Annotated in this window: 18 protein-coding genes; 4 read left to right on the top strand and 14 right to left on the bottom strand. The window is 61.8% G+C overall.

What is annotated here, in order from left to right; all coding sequences use genetic code 11:
• Window position 1: 1 nt before the first annotated feature.
• Together ccoG and ETW24_RS03485 are read right to left on the bottom strand one after the other, a co-directional pair.
• Complete coding sequence (ccoG, locus tag ETW24_RS03490) at window positions 2-1,435, bottom strand: cytochrome c oxidase accessory protein CcoG (RefSeq protein ID WP_129369767.1); 1,434 nt, start codon at window positions 1,433-1,435, stop codon at window positions 2-4.
• A gap of 231 nt (window positions 1,436-1,666) precedes the next feature.
• The gene (locus ETW24_RS03485) at window positions 1,667-2,545 is read right to left on the bottom strand and encodes a LysR family transcriptional regulator (RefSeq protein ID WP_129369766.1); all 879 of its coding nucleotides are present in this window, start codon (window positions 2,543-2,545) and stop codon (window positions 1,667-1,669) included.
• Between the two features lie 98 nt (window positions 2,546-2,643).
• On the opposite strand from ETW24_RS03485, the gene ETW24_RS03480 reads away from it, so the two are divergent.
• Complete coding sequence (locus ETW24_RS03480) at window positions 2,644-2,823, top strand: hypothetical protein (protein WP_129369765.1); 180 nt, start codon at window positions 2,644-2,646, stop codon at window positions 2,821-2,823.
• Between the two features lie 262 nt (window positions 2,824-3,085).
• Window positions 3,086-3,778, top strand: coding sequence for a DUF2270 domain-containing protein (locus ETW24_RS03475; protein ID WP_129369764.1), 693 nt, complete (start codon window positions 3,086-3,088; stop codon window positions 3,776-3,778).
• A gap of 134 nt (window positions 3,779-3,912) precedes the next feature.
• Here the strand turns inward: ETW24_RS03475 and ETW24_RS03470 are convergent, their stop codons facing one another.
• The 5 genes from ETW24_RS03470 to ccoN all read right to left on the bottom strand — a co-directional run bounded on the left by ETW24_RS03470 (window position 3,913) and on the right by ccoN (window position 8,148).
• Window positions 3,913-4,449, bottom strand: a complete 537-nt coding sequence (locus tag ETW24_RS03470; RefSeq protein ID WP_129369763.1) for a DUF4274 domain-containing protein — start codon at window positions 4,447-4,449, stop codon at window positions 3,913-3,915.
• 256 nt (window positions 4,450-4,705) lie between these two features.
• Window positions 4,706-5,575, bottom strand: a complete 870-nt coding sequence (ccoP, locus tag ETW24_RS03465; protein ID WP_129369762.1) for a cytochrome-c oxidase, cbb3-type subunit III — start codon at window positions 5,573-5,575, stop codon at window positions 4,706-4,708.
• Entirely contained in the window at window positions 5,572-5,784 is a 213-nt protein-coding gene (locus ETW24_RS03460) for a cbb3-type cytochrome oxidase subunit 3 (RefSeq protein WP_129369761.1), read from the bottom strand. Before ETW24_RS03460 ends, ccoP begins: the two co-directional genes overlap by 4 nt.
• Before the next feature lie 10 nt (window positions 5,785-5,794).
• The gene (ccoO, locus tag ETW24_RS03455; protein ID WP_129369760.1) at window positions 5,795-6,523 is read right to left on the bottom strand and encodes a cytochrome-c oxidase, cbb3-type subunit II; all 729 of its coding nucleotides are present in this window, start codon (window positions 6,521-6,523) and stop codon (window positions 5,795-5,797) included.
• A 14-nt stretch (window positions 6,524-6,537) separates the two neighbouring features.
• Window positions 6,538-8,148: a cytochrome-c oxidase, cbb3-type subunit I gene (gene ccoN / locus ETW24_RS03450; protein ID WP_129369759.1), complete on the bottom strand. Its 1,611-nt coding sequence runs from the start codon at window positions 8,146-8,148 to the stop codon at window positions 6,538-6,540.
• Window positions 8,149-8,352: 204 nt separating this feature from the next.
• On the opposite strand from ccoN, the gene ETW24_RS03445 reads away from it, so the two are divergent.
• On the top strand, window positions 8,353-9,192 hold the full coding sequence (locus ETW24_RS03445) for a universal stress protein (protein WP_129369758.1): 840 nt from the start codon (window positions 8,353-8,355) through the stop codon (window positions 9,190-9,192).
• Window positions 9,193-9,274: 82 nt separating this feature from the next.
• Here ETW24_RS03445 and ETW24_RS03440 read toward each other — a convergent pair whose 3' ends face one another.
• The 3 genes from ETW24_RS03440 to fnrL all read right to left on the bottom strand — a co-directional run bounded on the left by ETW24_RS03440 (window position 9,275) and on the right by fnrL (window position 10,976).
• A complete protein-coding gene (locus tag ETW24_RS03440; protein ID WP_129369757.1) occupies window positions 9,275-9,532 on the bottom strand; it encodes a GlsB/YeaQ/YmgE family stress response membrane protein in 258 nt (85 codons plus the stop codon).
• Window positions 9,533-9,894: 362 nt separating this feature from the next.
• Window positions 9,895-10,104, bottom strand: a complete 210-nt coding sequence (locus ETW24_RS03435; RefSeq protein WP_129369756.1) for a hypothetical protein — start codon at window positions 10,102-10,104, stop codon at window positions 9,895-9,897.
• Between the two features lie 131 nt (window positions 10,105-10,235).
• Complete coding sequence (fnrL, locus tag ETW24_RS03425) at window positions 10,236-10,976, bottom strand: transcriptional regulator FnrL (protein ID WP_129369755.1); 741 nt, start codon at window positions 10,974-10,976, stop codon at window positions 10,236-10,238.
• A gap of 61 nt (window positions 10,977-11,037) precedes the next feature.
• Here fnrL and hemN point away from each other — a divergent pair, with 61 nt between their 5' ends.
• The gene (gene hemN, locus ETW24_RS03420; protein WP_129369754.1) at window positions 11,038-12,393 is read left to right on the top strand and encodes an oxygen-independent coproporphyrinogen III oxidase; all 1,356 of its coding nucleotides are present in this window, start codon (window positions 11,038-11,040) and stop codon (window positions 12,391-12,393) included.
• A gap of 319 nt (window positions 12,394-12,712) precedes the next feature.
• Here hemN and ETW24_RS03415 read toward each other — a convergent pair whose 3' ends face one another.
• The 4 genes from ETW24_RS03415 to ETW24_RS03400 form a co-directional block, all read right to left on the bottom strand.
• Window positions 12,713-14,305, bottom strand: a complete 1,593-nt coding sequence (locus tag ETW24_RS03415) for an ABC transporter ATP-binding protein (protein WP_129369753.1) — start codon at window positions 14,303-14,305, stop codon at window positions 12,713-12,715.
• A 103-nt stretch (window positions 14,306-14,408) separates the two neighbouring features.
• Window positions 14,409-15,515, bottom strand: a complete 1,107-nt coding sequence (locus ETW24_RS03410) for an ABC transporter permease (RefSeq protein WP_129369752.1) — start codon at window positions 15,513-15,515, stop codon at window positions 14,409-14,411.
• A gap of 3 nt (window positions 15,516-15,518) precedes the next feature.
• The gene (locus tag ETW24_RS03405) at window positions 15,519-16,604 is read right to left on the bottom strand and encodes a microcin C ABC transporter permease YejB (RefSeq protein WP_129369751.1); all 1,086 of its coding nucleotides are present in this window, start codon (window positions 16,602-16,604) and stop codon (window positions 15,519-15,521) included.
• Between the two features lie 9 nt (window positions 16,605-16,613).
• Window positions 16,614-18,539 (bottom strand): extracellular solute-binding protein, encoded by a 1,926-nt coding sequence (locus ETW24_RS03400; protein ID WP_129369750.1) that lies wholly within the window; start codon window positions 18,537-18,539, stop codon window positions 16,614-16,616.
• Between the last annotated feature and the right edge of the window lie 166 nt (window positions 18,540-18,705).

The following is an 18,705-nucleotide window of genomic DNA, read 5'->3' as shown; positions in this document are numbered from 1 at the left end:
CTCAGTCCCCCGTGCCGTTAAAGCTGGTGTCCTTGTGGGCACGTTCCCCGTTTATCAGATCCTCCACCCAGATGCGAACCGGGGTTGACCCGGCCTGCGACGGGGTGGAGCCCTTAGGTGCCACGATATAGACCCGCTGCAGCAGTGCGGTATCGACCGGCACGTTGACCGAGTGATACATCGTACCCTCCAGCTGCAGCCGCATGGCCGGATCGCCCTTGATCGACAGTTTGAACACCCGGTCCTCGCCGTGCTTGTTGCGCAGGCGCACATCATAGGTGTTGCGGATCGCGCCATCGGAAAGCGTCACAAAGGTCGGGTTGCGTTCAGGTGCGACGGTCAATTCAATGTCGGAACGGATGAACAGGGCAAACAGCAGACCCGCACCGACCAGCGACCAAAGGCTGGTGTACATGATGGTGCGCGGCCGCAGGATGTGCTTCCAGATGTTCTTGGGCGGCTTGCCTGCGCGCTCCTCTGCCTCATCCGAAAGCGCCATATAGTCGATCAGTCCGCGCGGCTTGCCGATCTTGGCCATCACGTCGTCGCAGGCGTCGATGCACAGGGCGCAGGTGATGCATTCCATCTGCTGGCCGTCGCGGATGTCGATCCCCATCGGGCAGACGTTGACGCAGGCCATGCAGTCAATGCAATCGCCATGCACGGTGCCCGCCTCGTCGGTTTTGCGCGGTTTGCCGCGCGGCTCACCCCGCCACTCGCGGTAGCCGACGGTCAGCGTATCCTCATCCATCATCGCGGCCTGGATGCGCGGCCAGGGGCAGGCGTAGATGCAGATCTGCTCGCGCGCGAACCCGCCGAACAGAAAGGTGGTGCCTGTCAGCACCAGCATGGTGGTATAGGCAACGGGGTGCGCATTCAGCGTCACCAGATCATAGGCCAGCGTCGGCGCATCGGCGAAATAGAACACCCAGGCACCGCCGGTGGCGAGACCGATCAGCAACCAGGACACCCATTTGGTCAGCCGCAGCCGCGCCTTGCGGAAATCCATCTTCTTCTGCCGGTGCAGGCGCAGCCGGGCGTTGCGGTCACCCTCGATCCAGCGCTCCACCAGAATGAACAGGTCGGTCCACACCGTCTGCGGGCAGGTGTAGCCGCACCAGACCCGGCCCAGCGCCGAGGTGAACAGGAACAGCCCCAGCCCCGCCATGATCAGCAATCCGGCCACAAAATAAAACTCATGCGGCCAGATCTCGATCCAAAAGAAATAGAACCGGCGGCCCGCCAGATCCAAAAGCACGGCCTGATCCGGCAAGCTCGGCCCGCGGTCCCAGCGGATCCACGGCGTCAGATAGTAGATCCCCAGCGTCACCGCCATGATGTACCATTTCAGGTTCCGGAACGGGCCGGACACGCGCCGCGGGAAGATCGGCTCCTGGGCGGCGTACAGGCTCGGGGCTGGTTTGGAATCGCTCACGGACACTCTCCGTCTTGTGGCTGTCTCGCGCCGTTGTCACAGATGCATAATGCCAGAACATTGACGTGGATCAAAAAGCGTATCGTACAATCATGTTTTCAGGCGCCATCTCAGCGCATTGCGAAGTCAAAGCGCCACCTATGCCTGCCCGCCCGGCGCCGCCAGGGGCAAGTTGCCGCAGCGCAGCGATTGCGGCGTTGCAAAGAAGATTTCCGTCAGAATGCCCCAGTTTCACCGGTCCTCCTTCTTCTGCCGCCGCAACCAGCTGGTCAGCTTGCGCGCCTCCCGGCGCAGCACGCCGGGGCGGGTCACGATGTGATAGCCCCGGTCTGCGCCTTCGGTGAACAGTTCCAGCAACCGCCCGCTGTCCAGATCCTCGGCAACAAACTCCCGCACACTGACTGCCACCCCCTGGCCCGCCCGTACCGCCTGCATCAGCAGATTGCCGGGCAGCCGGGTGCGCGGCCCGCGCAAAGCCTCGGTGACGCCGCGCGATTCCAGCCAGCGCGAGGCCTCCGAGGTGCCCAGTTCTTCGAGCCAGGGCAGATCCAGCAGATCCTCCGGGGATGCCACCTGCCGACCGTCCAGAAGACTGCCCGCCGCAATGACCACCATCGGCGATTGCAGCAGCATCCCGGTCTCCAGCCCCGGCCAGCTGCCGTCGCCGTAGCGGATGGCAATATCCACACCGCCCGGCTTCAGCTCGACAATCTCGCCCCGCGGGTCCAGCACCAGATCAATCTCCGGATGCTCGGCCTGAAACCCGGCCAGCCGCGGCATCAGCCAGTGGGCGGCAAACGTCGGCGTACAGGTCACATGCAACGGCCGGGCGGCCCCTGCGGCAGATATTTCCTGCACCGCCGCCTCAATCGCGCCAAACCCCAGATGCAGCGCACGGGCCAGATGCTCTCCGTCCGGTGTCAGCGCCAGCGCCCTGCCGCTGCGGTCCAGCAAAGCTGCGCCCATATGCGCCTCCAGTGCGCGCAGCTGCTGGCTGATGGCAGCGTGGCTGACATTCAACGCCGCGCCTGCCCGCACCACATTCCCGGTCTCAGCAAAGGCAGCAAAAGCCCTGAGCGCCGCCAATGGCGGCATGTTCAGCCAATCCATATGTAATCCAGTCTTACATAACGTAATTCCAATTAACTCGCAGGAATCGCGCATTCACGCAAGTATCAGAAACAGACGCCAGGATAGGAGGCACTGAAATGCTGATTGATATCTATGCCCGCTCGATGATGACCGCCACGCGGCAGGACTGTGTAAGGCTGCGGGACCTGCCTGCGCCCGGCCCCTTGTCCCGCCCTTCAGGCAAGTTCACCCGGCTGATGCGCTGGCTCGCCGCAAGGCCGCCGAAAACGCGCTGCATTCATCCGCAGAACATCTGACCTGAGACCCTGACCTTTGGGAAGAAAGAAAAAGCGCCGGTTTTCCAGGAAACGCGCGAACAGATCGGAAAACCGGCGCATGACCCCGTTCAGCCTGCACGTCGGCCTTGCGGGATATCATGCTGCCCAGGAGGGCTGTTAAGCCAAGCAGCAATCTCTTTCACCTGCGGTTTTACCCGGTTTGCCGCCGGCAAAGTTTGACACGGATCAAAAAGGCGCAAAATAATTGCCCGGCTCCGGGAAAAAACCTACGCTCGGCCTTATGAACATCGAAACGCGCGAACAGGCGGTCACCAGTGACCGCGCACCGCTGACGGCGGCCGAAGTCGGCGCCCTGGCGCATTTGTACCGGGGCGAGATCTACCGCAGCACCGTCTGGCGCACCCGGTTGGACACCACCACAAACTGGTCGGTCGTCACCCTGGGCGTGGCACTGTCGATTTCCTTTTCCTCGCCCGAAGCCTCGCCCCTGCCGCTGATCCTGGTGGGGGTGCTGATCATCTTCTTCCTGATGCTGGAGGCCCGCCGCTACCGCTATTTCAACGTCTTCCGCGCCCGTGCCCGCTGGATGGAGACGCATTTTTATACCTCGATGCTGAAGGAAGGCGACCTGCATCTGGAAGATCATTGGCAGGACGTTCTGGCCGCGGATTATCTGCGGCCCCAATACCATGTAAGTGTCATGACTGCGATCGGACGGCGGATCCGGCGCAACTACTTTTGGATCCTGCTGATCCAGTCACTGGCCTATGCGGGCAAACTGGTGGTGCATCCAACCGCTGTCCTGTCCCTGCAGCAAGCGGTGGACCGCGCTGACATCGGCCCGTTTCCCGGCGAGCTGGTGCTTGGCACCGGTGTTTTCTATGTGCTGCTGTGGGGCAGCATCGCCTGGTGGAGCACCACAGCAGACGCCGCCCGCGCCCGCAAACGCAGCTCAATGACTTCGATGGGCTAGGGGGCATCCCGCACTGAACCTCTACAGCCGCTTTGCGCTGGAGGCGACCTAAGCAAAGCCTTGTTGCGGCTGGTGGCTCAGCGGACGAAGATGCGGTTCTTCGGAGGCAGCTGAGTGTCCGCTTCTGAGCTGCTTCAATTCGTGATTTCGATGCCGTTAGTTTTAGTCCAGTGGTCAAATGCCACCACGATCTTCCCGTCCTCAGCCTCAAATTCTGAAACTGCGTCGCGAGAACCCACATATTGTACTACTTCCAGAATTGGGGTTCCGACATACATTCCGTTAGCCATGTGCTTTTGCGTTTGCTCTAGGATTTCTTTTTCATCTTGAGGACTATGATTAAACTCACATGACCCGTATCGGCCCCAGTTGTTGAGAATGATCGAACATAGGTGATTTGGATCTCTCGCAAGTGTGTCATCTCCAAGCCAATGTCCAAGCCCTTCAACGTCAAACACGCGCGCTGCAGTTCCTTTGTCGCATTTCTCCTGGGTCAAAATCCAAGACAAGACTTTATCTTCATGATCGTAGTTCCATGTCATTACTACACGGTGCCAAGTCTCCGGTGTTTGCTTAGTCAACCAATCAATGATTGTGTCGGGCTGCCCTGCCTGCACGATCACGTAGTTCGGATCTTCCCAATACTTGAAGAGCGCATCCATCTTTTTCATGTCATCGACCAATCTGCTTTAAACGGTTTTTAAGCCACCCAACTACAGCGACTCAGCGCCCTGATCCGGGTTATTCGTTGAGGCCGACATTGGTTGCATCGCAGTAAATGGTCAAGAAGGGCTCGCTCCAGGCTTTCGCTGCAATGAGTTTCGGCGTCTGCTTCGGGTTGGCTGCCGAGCTTCCCATCACCACAAATCTACGAAAAAGGGCCGCCCGCAGGCAGCCCTCTCATCATTCTGATCAACCGGATCCGGCTTATTCGCCGCCGCCCAGCTGGTGGACATAAGACGAGACCGCCCGGATCTGCGCCTCGGTCAGGCGGGTGTTCCAGGCCGGCATCACGCCGTAACGCGAATTGGTCACGGTCTCGCTCAGGGTGGCGTAATCGCCGCCGTAAAGCCAGATCGCATCGGCCAGGTTCGGCGCGCCCTGGCTGCGGTCGCCGGTGCCGTCATCCGCGTGGCAGGAGGCACAATTGTCGGCAAAGACAACCGATCCGGCCTCAACCTTGGAGGCATCCTGCGCCTCGCCCGACAGCGACATCACATAGTTGACCACTTGGGAAATCTCTTCTTTCTCAAGCAGCTCGTCACGGCCGAATGCAGGCATCTCGGAATAGCGCGCATCATCGCTGTCTTCGTTGCGGATGCCGTGGGTGATGGTGGCGTGGACATCCTCCACCGAACCGCCCCACAGCCAGTCGTCGTCCAGCAGGTTCGGGTAACCCTTGGCCCCTGCCGCACCGGACCCGTGGCACTGGGCGCACCAGGTCTTGAACACGGCAGAACCCGCCGACACCGCGTAGGCGTTCAGCTCAGCATCTTCCGCAATGGCTGTCAGCTCGGTTGCTTCCAGCTTGGCGTTGACCGGCGCGTTGGCTTCTTCCACCGCGGTGATTTCAGCCGCCACGTCGGCGCGGGTCGACCAGCCCAGCACCCCGGCAGTGGCGCCGTTGATCAGCGGCCAGGCCGGATAGGCGATGGTGTAAAGAACGCCCCAGATGATGGTGGCATACAGGGTCCACAGCCACCAGCGCGGCATCGGGTTGTCGAATTCCTCGATCCCGTCCCACTCATGGCCGGTGGTGTTCGGATCGCCTTCGAACTTTTGCGATTTCTTGCTCATGCCCTCGCCTCCTTGGTCCCGGCGGGTTTGACTGCATCTTCACGGGGCGCCGGTGCATCATCATGCCGGAACGGGATGTCGGCGGTGTCCTTGTAAACTTTGGTGCTGCCCGGGCGGAACGCCCAGACCACAACACCGATAAAGAAGGTGAACAGGAACAGCAGCATCCAGCTGTCCGCGAATTGCCTGAGGAGTGTGTAGAATTCCATCTGTCCCTCCTCAGCGGCTCGCGTCCGGGGTGAAGGTCGAGAAATCGACCAGCGTGCCCATCATCTGCAGATAAGCGATCAGCGCATCGGCCTCGGAGACCCCCGGCTGGCCGTCGAAGTTGCGCACGTTGACCTTCTCGCCGTAACGCTCCAGCAGCCCGTCATAGTCGCTGTCGGGATCTGCCTGGGCGCGGAAGTCGGCCTGCGCGGCCTCGATCATCCCGTCCGTGTAAGGCGTGCCCAGCATCGCATTGGTCGCCATCACGTCGCCGATGTATTTGCCATCGACCCGCTTACGCTCAAGGAAGCCGTATTTCGGCATCACCGATTCCGGCACCACGGCCTGCGGGTTGCGCAGGTGGTCGACGTGCCACTCGTCCGAGTAGCGGCCGCCGACACGGGCCAGATCCGGCCCGGTCCGCTTGGAGCCCCACTGGAACGGACGGTCGTACATCGACTCTGCCGCCAGCGAGTAGTGGCCGTAGCGTTCGACCTCATCGCGCATCGGGCGGATCATCTGACTGTGGCAGACATAGCAGCCTTCGCGGATGTAGATGTCCCGGCCCGCCAGTTCGAGAGGGGTGTAAGGGCGCATGCCCTCCACCTTCTCAATGGTGTTTTCCAGGTAGAACAGCGGTGCAATCTGCACCAGGCCGCCGATGGTCACAACCAGAAAGCTGCAGATCAGCAACAGGGTCGCGTTGGTCTCGAGGATTTTATGTTTGTCGAGAATGGACATAGCTGCCTGGCTCCTTATTCAGCCGGGACCGGAACCGTCAGGCTGGCTTCTTTTGCCGGGGCCTTACGGACAGTCATCCACAGGTTGTAGCACATGATAAGCGCACCAGCGAGGAACATGACCCCGCCCAGGCCGCGCACCACATACATCGGGAACTTCGCTGCCACAGTGTCGGCAAAGGAGTTCACCAGGAAGCCGTTGGCATCCACTTCGCGCCACATCAGGCCTTCCATGATACCAGTCACCCACATGGATGCGGCATAGAGAACGATACCGATGGTGGCGAGCCAGAAGTGCCAGCTGACGAGGCTCAGCGAGTACAGCCGCTCCCGCTTCCACAGCACCGGCACCAGATAATACAGCGCACCAAAGGTGATCATGCCGTTCCAGCCCAAAGCACCGGAATGCACGTGGCCAATGGTCCAGTCGGTGTAATGCGACAGCGAGTTCACAGCGCGGATCGACATCATCGGACCTTCAAAGGTGGACATGCCATAGAACCCGACCGAGATCACCATCATCCGGATCACCGGATCGGTGCGCAGCTTGTCCCAAGCGCCTGACAGGGTCATCAGACCGTTGATCATGCCGCCCCACGAGGGCATCCAAAGGATGATCGACATCACCATGCCAAGGGTCGAGGCCCAGTCCGGCAGCGCGGTGTAATGCAGGTGGTGCGGACCGGCCCAGATGTAAAGGAAGATCAGCGCCCAGAAGTGGATGATCGACAGCTTGTAGGAAAACACCGGACGCTCGGCCTGTTTCGGGATGAAGTAATACATCATCCCCAGGAAGCCCGCGGTCAGGAAGAAGCCCACAGCGTTGTGGCCGTACCACCACTGGATCATCGCATCCTGCACACCCGGCCAGACGATGACCGACTTGGAACCCCAGATGGACACCGGAATGGTCATGTTGTTGACCAGATGCAGCATCGCCACGGTGACGATGAAGGCCAGGTAGAACCAGTTCGCCACATAGATATGCGGCTCTTTGCGTTTGATCACGGTGCCCAGGAACACCGCCAGATAGGCGACCCAGACCACGGTCAGCCACAGATCAACGTGCCATTCGGGCTCCGCATATTCCTTGGACTGGGTCGAGCCGAACAGATAGCCGGTCGCGGCCAGCACGATGAACAGCTGGTAGCCCCAGAACACGAACCACGCTAGGTTGCCGCCCCACAGCCGCGCCGCGGAGGTGCGCTGCACCACATAAAACGAGGTTGCGATCAGCGCGTTGCCGCCAAAGGCGAAAATCACTGCCGAGGTATGCAGCGGACGCAGGCGGCCGAAATTAGCCAGGCCTTGCGCCCACTCGAAATTCAGTGCCGGAAAGGCCAGCTGGAACGCTATGAAAGTCCCGGCCAGAAATCCGACCACGCCCCAAAAGGCGGTTGCAATTGTACCAGCGCGGATCACGCTGTCGAAATACTCATTTTCCAGACCAATAACTGCCGGTTTCGGCTCGTTGGTGTGGCGCAAAGTATAAAGAAACAGGCCGCCAGCCACGATCATCACGATGATCGCATGCACCTGGTAAGCCAGATCCCGCGCGTAATTGGACCCGATCATCGCAAACAGCGTGACCAGACCAAGCGCTATCAGCTTGATATAGTTAGACATCTTGCGTCCCTTTGCCATGCCCCCGCGAATCCTGCGGATACGGGAACGTTATTAGACCGCGCCCTTCATGCAAAAGGCGCATCCTTGATACCTTGATCTGCATCAAGACATATCCACGCAACATGTGACACATCTGCCCTTGTAACGAAATTCTCCGCATCGCGGCCATCCGGGCTGCGCCGCATCATCCGCCGAGAGGTGCCAATGTCCTACAAGTCCTTGCTTACCATTCTCACAGCTGCGGAAACAGCAGCAGCGCCCTTGGCGCAGATTACGGCCCTGGCCGAAGACTTTGGCGCTCATGCCGATGCGCTCTGCCTTGGGGTCGACCGGACCCAGACCGGCTATTATTACGCAGGCGCCAATGCGATGGTCCTGCAGGAAACCCTGTCCCGTGCCCAGGAAGAGGCCGAGCAGGTCGAGGCCCAGGCCGAAACCGCGCTGCAGCAGGCCGGCGTGCCATTTTCCACCGACAGCGGTGTGGCCCAAATCGCCGACCTCGGCCGCCATGTGGCGCGTCAGGCGCGTTTTTCCGACCTGGTTGTGCTGAGCAAACCCTATGGCCCGGGCAAGCGTGCCGAAGCCGAACCGATTGTCGAAGCCGCCCTGTTCGAAGGCCGCGCCCCGGTGCTGGTGGTGCCCGACAATGCCGCACCGATGCGCCAGCCCGAAACAGTTCTGGTGGCCTGGAACGAAAGCATCGAGGCGATGACCGCGATCCGGCGGGCAATGCCGTTCCTGATAGGCGCCGATCTGGTTCGTATCGCAGTGATCGACCCGCCGCAGCACGGGCCGGAACGCTCCGACCCTGGCGGCTTGCTGGCGCAGATGCTGTCCCGGCACGGGGTGGCCTGCGAGATAGATGTGCTCAGCAAGACACTGACCCGGGTATCCGATGTGCTGAACCGCCATGCGGCGGACACCGCCGCTGATCTGATTGTGATGGGCGCCTACGGCCATTCCCGCTTCCGCGAAGCAATCCTTGGCGGCGCCACCCGCAACATGCTGGAACAGGCCAAAGTACCGGTGCTGATGGCGCATTGACGAACCCATCAGTCAGCAATCTTGCCAAACAAAAAAGGGCGCCCTGCAGGGGCGCCTTTTTTCGTCAATCGCCGCCTGCGCCCTACCCGGCCTTGCGTATGAGGCCGATCAGGAACAGCAGGATCACCGCCCCGATGGTGGCATGGATCAGCGACCAGATGAAACCACCGCCCGCGGCAAACCCCAGTGCCGGAAAGATCGTTCCCGCCAGAAAGGCGCCAACCACGCCGACGATGATATTGCCGAGAATGCCAAAGCCGCGTCCTTGCATGATCTTGCCTGACAGCCAGCCGGCCAGCGCCCCCACGATCAGCATCCCGATCAAGCTTCCAAACTGCATTTCCGCCTCCGTTTGTTGTGATTGCCCCAATAGACCACACCCGCGGCACCGGGTCACCTGCAGCCATCAAGGAACCTGACGGCAAGCGCTGCAAAGCGGCGCAGCTCCCGCCCGTCGTCCGCCCTTCTTGCTGAAGGGCCTCCTCCCGTTGGGCGTGGCACCGCTTTGCGGTGCCACGCCCAAGGCTGCCAGCGGGTCCGGCACAGCCGGGCACGCGCAGGCGCGGGAGGCCCCCTCCCTGTTCTTCCGGTCTTAACCCTGGCGGACGTAGTGCATCCCTTGAAAAGCCTCGCGGAACTCTGCAATTTCCCCCGCCAGCGCCACCGGGACCTCTGGCCGCAGGCCACGGGCCATCAGCTCCGCTAAGCGCCGTCGTGCTTTGGCTCCACCCCGCGGCGCACCAATTCAGAGGTCCCGATGCGCAACCCGATCATGCCGCCCGGCACCTGCGCCTGTGCCTGTGCCTGTGATAGATACGACATGGCCTGGGCATAACCCGCACCGTGCTCCCCCCAATCCGGCAGGCTCATCGCCAGCGCCGCTGCTGGCCAGCGGCAAGCTGGTGGCGGCATTTGACATCCGGGCCAGCCTGCCACGGGACCTGCGGCTGTGGAGCCTGCGCGCCTCAGGCCCGCTCAGCCCCGCGGTACGGGTGGCGGGCTGGCTGGTAGAGAACAAATATGGGATTGCAGGAAATGCGGCCTTAGCCCAGGAAGCCGCCGTCGCTGTCGTCGCCGGCCTCTTCCATCAGGCGGCGCATGTCGGGCACTGTGACGTGACGCTTGCCTTCCAGCTCAATAACGCCGTCCCTCTTCAAAGCCGAAATCTGCCGGCTCACGGTTTCCAGTGTCAGGCCCAGGTAATCCGCCATCGCCTCGCGGGTCAGCGGCAGGTCGAACACCATGCGGCTGGTGGCGCCGCGCGGTGTCAGCGAGGCATCGCGCCGGGCAATGATCGACAAGAGGCTGGCAATCTTCTCGCGCGCTGTCTTGCGTCCCAGCACCAGCATCCATTCGCGGGCGGCGTCCAGCTCATCCAGCGTCATCTCCAGCAGCCGGTGGGCGATATGCGGGGTGCGCTCCATCAGCTCTTCAAACGGTTTCTTGCGGAAGCAGCACATCACGACGTCGGTGGTCGCCACCACATCATATGCCGCCCCTTCACGTCCGGGCCGGCCGACAAAATCGCTGGGCAGCAGCAGCCCCACCATCTGGGTGCGCCCGTCCTCCATCGTCTGGGTCAGCGAGGCAATGCCCGACACCACGGACCCGACAAAGGTCATCACATCGCCGGACCAGATGACCGGCTGGCCGGCCTCATAGGTGCGGTAGTATTTGACCGCATCCAGCTCCTCCAGCTCATCCGCGTTGCAGCGCGCGCAGACGGCGCGGTGGCGGATCGGGCAGTCGCCGCATCTGGACTGTGACAATACTGGAGCGTGCATCAGGGGATCTCGGTTGATCTGGGTCAAGGTTTGCCTGTCCGGCGTGCCTAAAACTAAAGGAATGGATCAGAAACCTCAATTGGCCGAACTCGGATTATTCGACGCCAAAGTGCCGCGCTATACAAGTTACCCGACGGCGCCGCATTTCGGAGATGCAGTGGATCCCGCCCGGTTTTCCGGCTGGGTGTCAAAGGTTGCCCCCGGCAGCAGTATTTCCGTGTACGTGCATGTACCGTACTGCCGCAGGCTGTGCTGGTTCTGTGCCTGCCGCACCCAGGGCACCCGCTCGGACGCGCCGGTGGAGGCCTATGTTCAGGTATTGAAGGCCGAGATTGCACTGCTGCGGCAGCAGCTGCCAGAGGGCGTGACGCTGTCGCGCCTGCATTGGGGCGGCGGCACTCCGACGATCCTGAACGCTGAGCTGATCCGCGATCTGGCCAGCACCATCGCAGAGGCCATTCCACTGGCGCCCCGGGCGGAGTTCTCGGTTGAAATCGACCCGAATGAGATCGGGGACCGGCGGCTGGAGGCGCTGGCCGGGTCCGGCATGACCCATGCCACGGTCGGGGTTCAGGATTTCGACAGCACCATTCAGCAGGCGATTGGCCGCATCCAAAGCTTCGAGTCGACCCGGACGGCCATCGAACAGCTGCGCAACCATGGAATTGACGGCCTGAACGCCGATATCCTGTACGGGCTGCCGTATCAGACACCGGCAGGAATGACCGACAGCGTGCAAAAGCTCGTTTCGCTGACCCCAGGCCGGGTGGCGGTTTACGGCTATGCCCATGTGCCCTGGATGGCCGGGCGGCAAAGCATGATCCGCTCGGACACTCTGCCAACGCCCGAAGCCCGGCTGCAGCTGTTTGAGACCGCCCGCCGGCTGTTCCTGTGGGACGGCTACCGGGAGGTCGGTATCGATCACTTTGCACGGCCCGATGACGGGCTGGCGGTGGCGCAGCGGACCGGGCGGCTGCGGCGTAGTTTCCAAGGTTATACAAATGACCCGGCGGAGGTGCTGATCGGGGTCGGCGCCTCGGCGATCTCACGGTTTCCACAGGGCTATGCGCAGAATGCACCGGGCACATCGGCCTATATCCGTGCTATCCGCGACGGGCAATTCGCCACTGCTCGCGGCCACGGGTTCCGCGGCGAAGATCTCTTGCGGGCGCGGCTGATCGAGGCGTTGATGTGCGACTTCCGGATCAGCCGGGAGGAGATCCTGTCGCGCTTTGCCGTGCCTGCCGCAAGATTGGAAAGGATGTTCGCCGAGGCCGGCGCCGCCTTCCCTGGCATGCTTTCGGTGTCCGCCCAAGGCCTTGCTATCCGCGAGGAGGCCCGTCCGCTGACCCGGATGATCGCCCGCAGCTTTGACGCCTATGATCTCAGCACGGCTGCCCACAGTACAGCGGTTTGAAATCTCTCCCGGATTGCCAGCCTCTCCCGCCCGTCGCCGCTGCGCCATGTGGCACAGCGCTTCCGTTGGGCCGGGCTCAGCGCCAGCGGCGCTGAGCCCGGCCCAAGGCCGCTAAGGCCCGTCTGGCATCAGCCGGGCGGGCCTGCGGGCGCGGGAGGTTTCCGCCTGTTCCGGGGTGACACAGATAGGTCAGCACCGCTGCCGCAATGTTTCGCGCGCGAAACATTTGGTCAATCGCACTGCCGCAACTTGTGGGCGTTGCGCCGGCAGCGTGCGCATAAATGCTGCAAAGCCTGCCACAATGTTAATCAGGGGCGGGTTAACCCGCCGCCGCCAGCAGCCTGCGGGTGTAGTCTGCCTGCGGGTTGGTGAACAGCGCCTCGGCCGCACCGGTCTCCACCACGTCGCCCTGGTTCATCACCACCACCTGATGCGACATCGCCCGCACCACGTTGAGGTCGTGGGAAATGAACAGATAGGCAAGCCCGTAACGGGTCTGCAGGTCGCGCAGCAGCTCGACAATCTGCACCTGTACCGTCATGTCCAAGGCCGAGGTCGGCTCATCCAGAACCACCAGCTTGGGGCGCAGCACCATGGCCCGGGCGATGGCGATGCGCTGGCGCTGACCGCCGGAAAACTCATGCGGGTAACGGTCCATCGCTGCCGGGTCCAGGCCGACCTCCTGCATCACCTCGGCCACCAGCTCGCGCGGCTTGCGGTGCTGGTCGACCTTGTGGATCGCCAGCCCCTCGGAGATGATCTGAGCGCAGGTCATCCGCGGGCTGAGCGAGCCGAAGGGATCCTGGAACACGATCTGCATATCCTTGCGCAAAGCACGCAGGTCGCGGGTGGACCATTTGCGCAGGTCCTGCCCCTGGAATGTGACCGCGCCCTCGGAGGCAATCAGCCGCATGATGGCAAGTGCCAGCGTGGTCTTGCCGGACCCGGATTCGCCGACGATACCCAGGGTTTCGCCACTCCGCACTGAGAGCGACATCGGGTTCACCGCCTTCACATGGCCGACTGTGCGTTTCAACAGGCCGCGCTGGATCGGGAACCAGACTTTCAGGTCCTGTGCCGCCACCAGCTCTTTGGCGTCATCCGGCACCGGCGGAGGCGTTCCCGATGGCTCGGCTGCCAGCAGTTTCCGGGTGTAGGCGTGCTGCGGATTGGCAAAGATCTTTGCTGCCGGGCCTTCCTCGACTATTTCACCGTCCTTCATCACGCAGACACGGTCGGCGATGCGGCGCACGATGCCAAGGTCATGGGTGATGAACAACAGCCCCATGCCTTCGCTTTTCTTAAGGTCCGCCAAAAGGTCCAGAATCTGCGCCTGGATGGTCACATCCAGCGCCGTTGTGGGTTCGTCCGCGATCAGGATGTCGGGCTTGTTGGCCAGCGCCATGGCAATCATCACCCGCTGCCGCTGGCCGCCCGACAGCTGATGCGGATAGGCGCTGAGCCGGCTTTCCGCGTCACGGATGCCGACCTTGTTCATCAGCTCCAGAATACGCTCCCGCGCCGCGCGACCCGTCAGCCCTTGGTGCAGGGCGATGGATTCCTCCAGCTGGCGTTCAATGGTGTGCAGCGGGTTGAGCGAGGTCATCGGCTCCTGAAAGATGAAGCTGATGTCATTGCCGCGCACATCCATCAGGTGCTTCTCATCGGCGCCCACCATTTCGGTGCCGCCGTAGGTGACGGAGCCGCTCACCATGGCGCTGTCGCCCAGCAGCGACACAGTGGAGAGCGCCGAGACCGATTTGCCCGAGCCGCTTTCGCCCACCAGGGCAACCGTCTCGCCGCGGCCGACGGAGAAGGAGACGCCGCGCACGGCCTCTGTCACCTTGCCGTCCTGGCGGAAGGAGACGCGGAGGTTCTGGACATTCAGGAGGGGGGAGGAATTTGCGGTCATTCTTTTGCGGCTCCATTGCCCCGTTCTTCGTCCGGGACGCTTGCGGCCCGGGCTGCGCCTCCCCAGGCAGGCTTCGCCCTATTGCCGTGCTTCGACAGCATCCTCATGAAAACGTCTTCCGCGGGTCGAAGGCATCGCGCACGCCCTCAAAGATGAAGACCAGCAGCGACAGCATGATGGCAAAGGTGAAAAAGGCGGTGAAGGCCAGCCAGGGGGCCTCCAGGTTCTGTTTGGCCTGCAACGTCAGCTCCCCCAGGCTTGGCGCCGAGGACGGCAGGCCGAAGCCGAGGAAGTCCAGCCCCGCCAGCGCCGAAATAGTGCCGGTCACGATAAAGGGCAGCATGGTCAGCGTTGCCACCATTGCATTGGGCAGCATGTGGCGGAACATGATGGTCATATTGCCGACCCCCAGCGCCTTGGCGGCACGGACGTACTCAAGATTGCGGGCACGCAGGAATTCGGCCCGTACCACGCCGACCAGCGCAGTCCAGCCGAACAGGATCATCAGGAACACCAAGAGCCAGAAACCGCGCCCCAGGATCGCGAACATGATGATGATCACATAAAGCGTCGGGGTGGAGCTCCAAATTTCAATGATGCGCTGGAACACCAGATCCAGCCAGCCGCCGAAAAAACCCTGCACCGCACCGGCCAGGATGCCCAGCACCGTGGCAGCACCGGTCACGATCAGGGTGAACAGGATCGACAAGCGGAAGCCGTGGATCACTCGTGCCAGCACGTCGCGTTTGGTGTCATCGGTGCCCAGCAGGTTCTGGCCATTGGGCGGCAGCGGCGCGGCACCGGGACGGTCAACGGTGGTGTTGAAGCTGTAGGGGATCGGCGGCCAAAGGGTCCAGCCTGCCTGAAACCCCTCCGCGGCATAGGTGCCAGCGGCGATTTCTTCCAGGATCTGTTCGGGTTCGTCAAAGCAGTCCTCGATCCCGCCGGAGCGGATCAGGCATTCCACCTCCGGGTCGCTGTAGATCGCCTCGGTCTGGAAATCGCCGCCGAAACGGGTTTCGGGGTAGAATTTGAACACCGGTGCGTAGATCCCGCCGCGGTAGCTCACCAGGATTGGTTTGTCGTTGGCGATGAACTCGGCAAAAAGCGAACATGTGAACAGTACGGTGAACAGGATCAGCGACCAGAAGGCGCGCTTATTCTTGCGGAAATTGTTCCAGCGGCGCTGGTTCAGGGGGGAAAGTGCCATCAGTCAGCCCTCCCGCTTGTCAAAGTCGATGCGCGGGTCGACCAGCACATACATCAGGTCCGAGACGATGCCGACAACCAGGCTCATCAAGCCGAAGATGAACAGAGTGCCGAAAATCACCGGGTAGTCGCGCGCCACCGCGGCCTCAAACCCCAGCCGGCCAAGACCGTCGAGCGAGAAGATCGTCTCGATGATCAGCGAGCCGGAGAAAAACACGCCGATAAAAACCGAGGGAAAGCCGGCAATCACAATCAGCATCGCGTTGCGGAACACGTGACCGTACAGCACCCGGTTCTCGCTGAGGCCCTTGGCGCGGGCGGTCATCACGTATTGCTTCTTGATCTCGTCCAGAAAGGAGTTCTTGGTCAGCAGCGTCAGCGTTGCAAAGGCGCCGATAGTCGAGGCCAGCACCGGCAGCGCGATGTGCCAGGCATAATCGCCGATCTTACCGATCAGGCTCAGCTGATCCCAGTTGTCGGAGGTGAGGCCCCGGAGCGGGAAGATCTGCCAGTAGGAACCGCCGGCAAACAGCACCAGCAGCATAATTGCAAACAGGAACGACGGGATCGCATAGGCGGCGATGATGAAACCGCTGGTCCAGGTGTCAAAGCGCGAGCCGTCCCGCAGCGCCTTGCGGATGCCCATCGGGATCGAGATCATATAGGCGATCAGCGTGGACCACAGGCCTAGCGAGATTGAAACCGGCATTTTCTCCAGCACCAGGTCGGTCACGTCGATCTTGCGGAAATAACTCTCGCCGAAATCAAAGCGGGCATAGTTGCCAAGCATTGTCAGGAAGCGCTCCAGTGGCGGCTTATCAAGGCCGAACTGCTGCTGCAGTTCCTCGATCAGCTCAGGCGGCAGGCCCTGACGGCCGGCGTAGTTTTCATTGGCGCTGATCGCCTCGGTGCCGGTATCGCCGCCGCCGCCGGCAAAGCCTTCGAACACGTCGCCGCCGCCTTCCAGCTGGGCGATGATCTGCTCTACCGGACCGCCGGGCACAAACTGCACCAGGGCAAAGTTCACCAGCAGGATGCCGAACAGCGTCGGGATCACCAACAGCAGGCGTCTGAAGATATAGGCTGCCATGTCTCTGTCTTACCGAAGCGCGCCGGCGGATTTGAGTTCGGCCTCGCGGGACGCATCGATCCACCACAGGTCCAGCATGCCGGTGTCATAGGGCGGCAGGTTGTCCGGCTGGCGGTACATGTCCCAATAGGCGATCCAGCTGACATCCAGATACCAGGCCGGCACCATGAACCGCTTGGCCCGCAGCACCCGGTCCAGCGCGCGGGCATTGGCGCGCAGGTCTTCCTGGGTTTTAGCGTTGACGATATTGCCGATCAGCGCATCCACCGCCGGGTCTGCCAGCCCTGCCGGGTTGAACACCGAATATTCATGCGCCTCGGATCCGAAATACTGGTACAGGCCGGTCGAAGGCTCCAGCGACATCCGGTAGGCCGAGGAGATCATATCGAACTCCTTTTCCCGGCGGCGGCTGGTGTATTGCGCGTAATCGACCCGGTTCAGCACCGCATCCACGCCCATGGTGCGCAGGTTGGTGACATAGGGCTGCACGATGCGTTCAATTGTCGGGCTGTCGGCCAGAAACTCCAATTTCAGCACTTCGCCTTGCGCATTGCGGCGCAACCCGTCATCGCCGACGGCCCAGCCGGCATCGTCCAGCAGTTTCATTGCCCGGCGCAGGTTTTTGCGGTCTCCGGGGCGCGACGCCTTGGAGCTATGCGCCATCACCGGTTCCGAGGTCAGCAGCGCACGGTCGATCTGATCGCCCAGCGCCTCCAGCACCTCTTTCTCACGGCCCTCGGGCAGGCCCTGCGCGGCCAGCGGCGAATCCTGCCAGAAAGAGGAGCGATGGCGGAACAGCCCGTACTGCAGGCTTTCGTTGGTCCACTCAAAGTTGAACGCCAGCTGCAGCGCCTCGCGGACGCGGATGTCCTGGAACTTGGGCTTCAAGAGGTTCATCACAAAGCCATTGGCAGATGGCACATTGCCGTCGGGGATTTCGCCCTTGATCACCTGGCCCTTATCCACCGCGGCAAAGTCATAAGACGTGGCCCAGCTTTTCGAGTTGTTCTCGGGGCGCAGTGTATAGACGCCCGCCTTGAACCCCTCCATCGCGGCAATTGCATCGCCGAAGTATTCAACCCGGATGCGGTCATAGTTGTGGCGGCCGATGTTCACGTTCAGCCCTGCGCCCCAGTAATCCGGGTTGCGGCGGTAGGTGATGCGCTGGTTCACCTCGGCGCTTTCCAGCACATAGGGGCCGGAGCCGATGCCCGGATCCAGCCGCGGCTCATCCAGGCGGCGGTTTTCGGGGTCGGCCTCAAACCAGGCCTTGGAGAACACCGGCGTGCCGCCGACCTGAGTGATCATCGCCCGGCGGGGAAAATCCGGACTGAAGTGGAATTTGACCCGGTGCGGATCCAGTGCCTCGGCCTTGGGGATGCGTTTGCGCACAGCTTCGGCATAAGATTTCAGCCCCTGATCCAGCAGGATATTGTGGGAAAACACCACGTCATCAGCGGTGACCGGGCTGCCATCGGAGAATTTTGCCTCGGGGCGCAGGTTGAAGATCACCCAATCCTGGCTTTCGGGGTATTCCAGGCTTTCGGCAATCAGCCCGTAATAAGAGCCGGGCTCGTCATAGGATTCCACCAGCAGGCTTTCGAACTGATCCGAGGACAGTGCCCCGGCACGGCCGTTCCGGGTATAGGGGTTCATGCTGTCAAAGGTGCCGACGGCAGAAATCGACAATTCACCGCCCTTGGGCGCCTCAGGGTTCACATAGTCGAAACGGGCAAAGTCTTGCGGGTATTTCAACTCGCCGAATTCAGCAAAACCATGCGCCTTGATGACAGTCTCTTCCGCCTTGACCAGCGTCGCCGCAGCCAATGCCAGGAAAAGCCCCAGTAACAGTACCGGGGCCAATGCCGCCGCAGCCTGCAGCGGAGTCACCCTTTCTTTTGCGCGCACGCGCGCCGCGGCTCGAGCGGTGTTCATCTGCCATGACCTCCTTTGCCCGGAACTTCGGCCCGGATTTCTGCTGCCAAGCTAATGGCCGGGGACGGTAACATTCAAGTTGAGATTAAGTGATATCCCCGGCTCTCTTGGCACAAAGCAGCCGAAAACCATGCTTTTACAAGGCGGCGCTTGCCCGCAATAAAAT

The sequence above is a fragment of the Leisingera sp. NJS204 genome (genome assembly GCF_004123675.1).
Taxonomy (GTDB): Bacteria; Pseudomonadota; Alphaproteobacteria; order Rhodobacterales; family Rhodobacteraceae; genus Leisingera.
The sequence above is the reverse complement of the archived record's forward strand: the minus strand, read 5'-3'. Positions and strand labels throughout refer to the sequence as shown.